Genomic DNA, 6,657 nt, shown 5'->3' with positions numbered 1-6,657 from the left:
GACGACGCTGGCCTTCGAACACGGTGTCACCGTTGAAGGTGATGTTGATCTGGCCGTTGTTGATCGGCTGACCGATCACCGACACGCAATCCCCCAGCCCGGCAGCGCTGAACTGCGCGAGGATATCCGGGGTAGCGTCCTGGCGAACCTGAATCACCGCGCCCAGCTCTTCGTTGAACAGGATCGCAGCGATGTCGGCGGAGGTTTCCGCCAGGCCGTCGAGGTTCAGGCTCAGGCCGCAGTGACCGGCGAACGCCATTTCCACGACGCTGGTCAGCAGACCACCGTCGGAACGGTCGTGGTAAGCCAGCAGGTGACCGTCGGCATTGAGGCCCTGGATCACCGCGAAGAACGCTTTCAGGTCTTCGGCATCATCGACGTCTGGAGCCTGCTTGCCGAGCTTGCCATGCACCTGGGCGAGAATCGAGGCGCCCATGCGGTTCTGGCCACGGCCGAGGTCGATCAGGATCAGGTCGGTGGTGCCCTTGTCCATGCGCAGTTGCGGGGTCAGGGTCTGACGGATGTCAGCCACTGGCGCGAAACCGGTCACGATCAGGGACATCGGCGAGGTGACAGTCTTGTCTTCGCCGTTGTCATTCCAGCGCGTGGCCATGGACATCGAGTCCTTGCCCACCGGAATGGTAATGCCCAGCTCAGGGCACAGTTCCATGCCGACCGCTTTCACGGTGTCGTACAGACGCGCGTCTTCACCCGGGTGACCGGCCGCCGACATCCAGTTCGCCGACAGTTTGATGTCGGAGAGCTTGTTGATGCGCGAGGCGGCAATGTTGGTGATGGTTTCGCCGATGGCCATGCGGCCCGACGCCGGTGCGTCCAGCAGAGCCAGCGGAGTACGCTCGCCCATGGCCATCGCTTCACCGGTGTAGACGTCGAAGCTGGTGGCGGTGACGGCCACGTCGGCCACCGGGACCTGCCACGGGCCGACCATTTGGTCACGGGCCACGAGGCCGGTGATGGTGCGGTCGCCGATGGTGATCAGGAAGCTCTTGCTCGCGACGGCCGGGTGATGCAAGACGCGCTCGACGCAATTGGCGATGTCGAGGGTCGACGGATCGAAATCGTCGCCCAGCTCGTTTTCACGTACTACCGAACGGTGCATGCGCGGGGCTTTGCCCAGCAGCACTTCCAGAGGCATGTCCACCGGGCTGTTGCCGAAGTGGCTGTCGGTGACCGTCAGTTGCGGTTCGGCGGTCGCTTCGCCGACCACGGCGAACGGGCAACGCTCACGTTCGCAGATCGCCTTGAAGCGCTCGAAATCAGCCGGGCCGACCGCCAGAACGTAGCGTTCCTGGGATTCGTTGGACCAGATTTCGTGCGGGGCCATGCCCGGCTCGTCGTTTGGAATGTTGCGCAGTTCAAAACGGCCACCGCGGTCGCCGTCGTTGACCAGTTCCGGGAAGGCGTTGGACAGACCGCCCGCACCCACGTCGTGGATGAAGCTGATCGGGTTTTTTTCGCCCAGTTGCCAGCAACGGTCGATGACTTCCTGGCAGCGACGCTCCATCTCAGGGTTTTCACGCTGTACGGAAGCGAAGTCCAGGTCTGCCGAGCTGGTGCCGGTGGCCATGGAGGAAGCGGCGCCACCACCCAGGCCGATCAACATCGCCGGGCCGCCAAGCACGATCAGCTTGGAGCCGACGACGATCTCGCCTTTCTTGACGTGCTCTTCACGGATGTTGCCCATGCCGCCTGCGAGCATGATCGGCTTGTGGTAACCGCGAACTTCATCACCGTGCGGGGTGGTGATCGATTGTTCGAAGGTACGGAAGTAGCCAGTCAGGGCCGGACGACCGAATTCGTTGTTGAACGCAGCGCCGCCCAGCGGGCCTTCGATCATGATGTCCAGCGCGGTAACGATGCGCTCGGGCTTGCCGTACGGCACTTCCCACGGCTGTTCGAAGCCAGGGATCTGCAGGTTGGAGACGGTGAAACCGGTCAGGCCAGCCTTGGGTTTGGCACCACGACCGGTTGCACCTTCGTCGCGGATCTCGCCGCCGGAACCGGTGGATGCGCCCGGGAACGGAGCAATCGCGGTCGGGTGGTTGTGCGTCTCGACTTTCATCAGGATGTGCACCGGTTCCTGCACCGCGCCGTACTGGCGGGTTTCAGGGTCCGGGAAGAAACGCCCGGCCACGGAGCCGACGATCACCGAAGCGTTGTCCTTGTAAGCCGACAGAACGCCTTCGCTGTGCATCACGTAGGTGTTCTTGATCATGCCGAACAGGCTTTTTTCCTGGCTCTCGCCGTCGATGTCCCAACTGGCGTTGAAGATCTTGTGACGGCAATGCTCGGAGTTCGCCTGGGCGAACATCATCAATTCGATGTCGTGGGGGTTGCGCTTCAAGCCGATGAAGGCGTTGACCAGGTAATCGATCTCGTCTTCAGCCAGGGCCAGGCCCAGCTCGGTGTTGGCTTGTTCCAGCGCGGCACGGCCGCCACCCAACACGTCGATCGCGGTCAGCGGCTTTGGCTCGGCATGGCTGAACAGGCCGGCGGCTTGCTCAAGGTTGCCCAGGACGATCTGGGTCATGCGGTCGTGCAGAGAGTCAGCAATCAGTTGCGCCTCAGCATCGCTGAACTGGCCGGCAACGTAGAACGCAATGCCGCGCTCCAGGCGCTGGATCTTGGTCAGGCCGCAATTGCGAGCAATGTCGCTGGCCTTGCTCGACCACGGCGAGATGGTGCCGAAACGCGGCAGCACCAGGAACAGACGACCGGTCGGCTCCTGGACCGGAACGCTTGGACCGTACTTCAGAAGGCGCGCGAGCACCTGCTGTTCGTCGCCGGTCAGGACGCCGGTAACTTCGGCGAAGTGAGCGAATTCAGCATACAGGCCGCTGACAGCCGGAACCTTCTGGCTCAGTTGCTCAAGGAGCTTGCTGTGGCGAAAGGCGGAAAGGGCAGGAGCGCCGCGCAGGATCAACATCTTCGGGACAGCCTCGGGAAGGGGTGTGCTTTGAGGCCGTGCATTCTAGCCTAAACAGCCCGCGACATCACCCGAAACGCTACGCACGGTTGCACTCGAGTATCGATCTGTGTTTCTGCCTCGAAAGTCAGGTTAATCCGCGGTGAGACGAGCGCTTATTTTTACTGTAACAAAAAGCACACAAGTCCCATTCCTGCGGGGTTTCGGCCGGTTTTGTGATCTCTAGCAGACAAGCCCTTCGCTGTCGAGATATGGCGTCCGTGGTCCTTTGCGTATACTGCGCAGATGTTTTCCCCAACGGCTTTGCGTCCGCGGTACGCCAAATGGCTGATCGCAACCGGACTCTTCCTGATGCTCGGTGGCTGTGTTGATAAACCCAACACGCTTGAGCGCGTAAAGGAGGATGGCGTGCTGCGGGTGGTTACCCGAAACAGCCCCGCCACCTACTTTCAGGATCGCAACGGTGAAACCGGCTTCGAATACGAGCTGGTGAAGCGCTTCGCCGACGATCTGGGGGTCGAATTGAAGATCGAGACCGCCGATAACCTCGACGACCTGTTCAACCAGGTGGGCAAGCCCAATGGCCCGGTGTTGGCAGCGGCCGGACTGGTCAGCAGCGAAGAGCGCAAGAAACAGGTGCGCTTCTCCCACTCCTATCTGGAGGTCACCCCGCAGGTCATTTATCGCAACGGCCAGTCGCGACCTACTGATGCCAAGGACCTGGTGGGCAAGAAAATCATGGTGCTCAAGGGCAGCACCCACGCCGGGCAATTGGCCGAGCTGAAAAAGAAATTTCCCGGCATCGAATACGAAGAGTCCGACCAGGTAGAAGTAGTCGATCTGTTGCGCATGGTTGACGAAGGCCAGATCGACCTGACCCTGGTCGACTCCAACGAAGTGGCGATGAACCAGGTGTATTTCACCAATATCCGGGTCGCCTTCGACCTGGGTGACGCCAGCAACCAAAGCTGGGCTGTCGCGCCAGGCGATGACAACAGCCTGCTCAACGAAATCAACGACTATCTGGACAAGGTTCAGAAAAACGGCACCCTGCAACGCCTGAAGGACCGTTACTACGGACACGTCGACGTGCTCGGCTACATGGGTGCCACCACCTTCGCCCAGCATTTGCAGCAACGATTGCCCAAGTACGAAAAGCACTTCAAGGCCTACGCCAAAATCGAGAAAGTCGACTGGCGCCTGCTGGCGGCGGTCGGTTATCAGGAATCACTGTGGCAACCGGCTGTTACGTCCAAGACCGGCGTACGTGGCCTGATGATGCTGACCCAGAACACCGCTCAGGCCATGGGCGTGTCGAACCGCCTCGATCCGAAGCAGAGCATCATGGGCGGCGCCAAATACCTGGCTTACATGAAGGAGCAACTGGACGACTCGATCCAGGAACCGGACCGCACCTGGTTTGCCCTTGCGGCCTACAACGTTGGCAGTGGTCATCTCGATGACGCCCGCAAACTGGCGGCCAAGGAAGGGTTGAACCCGGACAAATGGCTGGACGTGAAGAAAATCCTGCCGCGCCTGTCGGAAAAGAAGTGGTACAGCAAGACCCGTTACGGCTACGCCCGTGGCGGCGAGCCGGTGCATTTCGTGGCGAACATCCGTCGCTACTACGACATCCTGACCTGGGTCACGCAGCCGCAGCTTGAAGGCGATCAGGTCGCCGAAGGCAAACTGCTCGTGCCGGGGATCGACAAGTCCAAACCGGCCCAAGAGCCAGCCCCACTCTGAATTTGATCGTTCCCATGCTCCGCGTGGGAATGCCGCCAGGGACGCTCCGCGTTCCGCTTCAAGAGCTGACGCAGAGCGTCAAGGTCAGCATTCCCACGCAGAGCGTGGGAACGAGCGGCGTAAGGCCTATGCCTTGGCAGCAGCCGCCAGAATCAGCGCCTTCATCTCCGACACCGCCGATTTGAAGCCGACGAACAACGCATGGGCCACCAGCGCATGGCCGATGTTCAGCTCGTTGATGCCCTTGATCGCCGCCACGGCTTCGACGTTGTGGTAATGCAGGCCATGGCCGGCGTTGACGATCAGCCCCTGGGCCAGGCCAAACGCCACGCCATCGGCCACACGCTTGAGCTCTTCAGCCACTTCGGTCGGCGTCTCGGCATCGGCATAACGCCCGGTGTGCAATTCGATCGCCGGGGCGCCAACGCGGCGCGAGGCTTCGATCTGGCGCTCGTCGGCATCGATGAACAGCGACACTTCAGCGCCGATCTTCGACAGACGCTCAACGGCCGCCTTGATCCGCTCCTCCTGACCCGCTACGTCCAGACCGCCTTCGGTGGTCAGCTCCTGACGGGTTTCCGGCACCAGGCAAATGTGCGCCGGGCGGATACGCTCGGCGAACTGCATCATCTCTTCGGTGACGCCCATCTCGAAGTTCATGCGAGTTTGCAGCACGTCCTTGAGCAGCAGCACGTCGCGTTCCTGGATGTGCCGACGGTCTTCGCGCAGATGCACGGTGATGCCATCGGCGCCCGCCTCTTCCGCATCCAGTGCCGCCTTGACCGGGTCGGGGTAGCGAGTGCCCCGGGCCTGACGCAAGGTGGCAACGTGGTCGATGTTCACGCCAAGAAGAATGCGGGTGCTGGTGGTCACGGAAAGCGCTCCAGAAGAAGAGAAAGTTCGGTGCACAGCATACACGGGGAATTTACGGCTTTCGAAACAACTCGCGGGAAACCAGTGGTCGCCCGCCCAGATGCACGGCCAGCGCCTGGCGCATCAGGCGTTTGGCTGCGGATAAAGCACCCGGCGCACTCCAGTCGGCCTCGGCCATGGCCAGCAGTTCAGCGCCATTGAACAACCCCGGTTGCAGCAGGTAGACCCGTTCCAGCCCGGCATCCACTTGCAGCCGATAGAGGCCGTCCGAAGCGATGGGCTCGCCATGGATGTCCGTGCTCAACGAGAAACCGTAACCGAGATCATCAAGCAAGCGCCATTCGAACGAACGCAGCAACGGCTCCAGCGGACGGCCTTCGGCCAGGGCCAGCAAGGTCGCGGCATAGTGATCGAAAACGCCGGGATGGGGGTCTTCGGCGGGCAGCAGACGAATCAGCAATTCATTGAGATAAAGGCCGCTGAACAGCGCCTCACCATTGAGCCAGGTGGAGACACCGGCACTCTCCATGCGCCCGACATTCTTCAGCTCGCCCCTGCCCCGGAATTCGACTTCCAGCGGCACGAACGGCCGCGCCAATGTCCCGGCCTTGCCCCGCGCACTGCGCAACACCGCCCGCAACCGGCCTTGCGGCGTGAGGAAGTCGACCAACGCACTGCTTTCGCGGTAGGCGCGGGAGTGCAAGACGTAGGCGGGCTGGGCGGGAGGCGGGCTGCTTGACATCAGTTTTCGAAACTCTGGAGATCCACTGTGGCGAGGGAGCTTGCTCCCGCTGGGTTGCGAAGCGGCCCCAAAACCGTGCACCTCAGTGTTTCAGGGAAAACACAATGGCAGGGATTACGACTGCTTCGCAGCCGAGCGGGAGCAAGCGCCCTCGCCACAGAGGCCCCGCTCCCACAGTCGCCCCGTGTTGATTTACAAGTCGCCGTAACCCAGCGAACGCAAAGCGCGCTCGTCATCGGACCAACCACCCTTCACCTTGACCCACAGGTTGAGCATGATCTTGGAGTCGAACAACAGCTCCATGTCCTTGCGCGCCTCGGTGCCGATACGCTTGATGCGCTCGCCCTTG

At 61.6% G+C, this 6,657-nt stretch carries 5 protein-coding genes; 1 reads left to right on the top strand and 4 read right to left on the bottom strand.

Features of this window, described 5'->3' with window-relative positions; genetic code table 11:
* Positions 1–2,947: phosphoribosylformylglycinamidine synthase (gene purL, locus D8V06_RS12740; RefSeq protein WP_130931065.1), on the bottom strand; the 2,947-nt coding region annotated here is incomplete at its 3' end.
* A gap of 285 nt (positions 2,948–3,232) precedes the next feature.
* On the opposite strand from purL, the gene mltF reads away from it, so the two are divergent.
* Positions 3,233–4,693: a membrane-bound lytic murein transglycosylase MltF gene (gene mltF, locus D8V06_RS12735; RefSeq protein ID WP_130905806.1), complete on the top strand. Its 1,461-nt coding sequence runs from the start codon at positions 3,233–3,235 to the stop codon at positions 4,691–4,693.
* A gap of 126 nt (positions 4,694–4,819) precedes the next feature.
* On the opposite strand, the gene pdxJ is transcribed toward mltF, so the two are convergent.
* The 3 genes from pdxJ to D8V06_RS12720 form a co-directional block, all read right to left on the bottom strand.
* The gene (gene pdxJ / locus D8V06_RS12730; protein ID WP_130907865.1) at positions 4,820–5,566 is read right to left on the bottom strand and encodes a pyridoxine 5'-phosphate synthase; all 747 of its coding nucleotides are present in this window, start codon (positions 5,564–5,566) and stop codon (positions 4,820–4,822) included.
* Positions 5,567–5,618: 52 nt separating this feature from the next.
* On the bottom strand, positions 5,619–6,308 hold the full coding sequence (gene recO, locus D8V06_RS12725; RefSeq protein ID WP_130907866.1) for a DNA repair protein RecO: 690 nt from the start codon (positions 6,306–6,308) through the stop codon (positions 5,619–5,621).
* A 192-nt stretch (positions 6,309–6,500) separates the two neighbouring features.
* The coding region (locus tag D8V06_RS12720) for a KH domain-containing protein (protein ID WP_177434413.1) at positions 6,501–6,657 on the bottom strand (157 nt) is incomplete at its 5' end.

This window comes from Pseudomonas sp. Sample_24 (assembly GCF_004307605.1).
Lineage (GTDB): Bacteria > Pseudomonadota > Gammaproteobacteria > Pseudomonadales > Pseudomonadaceae > Aquipseudomonas.
The sequence above is the reverse complement of the archived record's forward strand: the minus strand, read 5'-3'. Positions and strand labels throughout refer to the sequence as shown.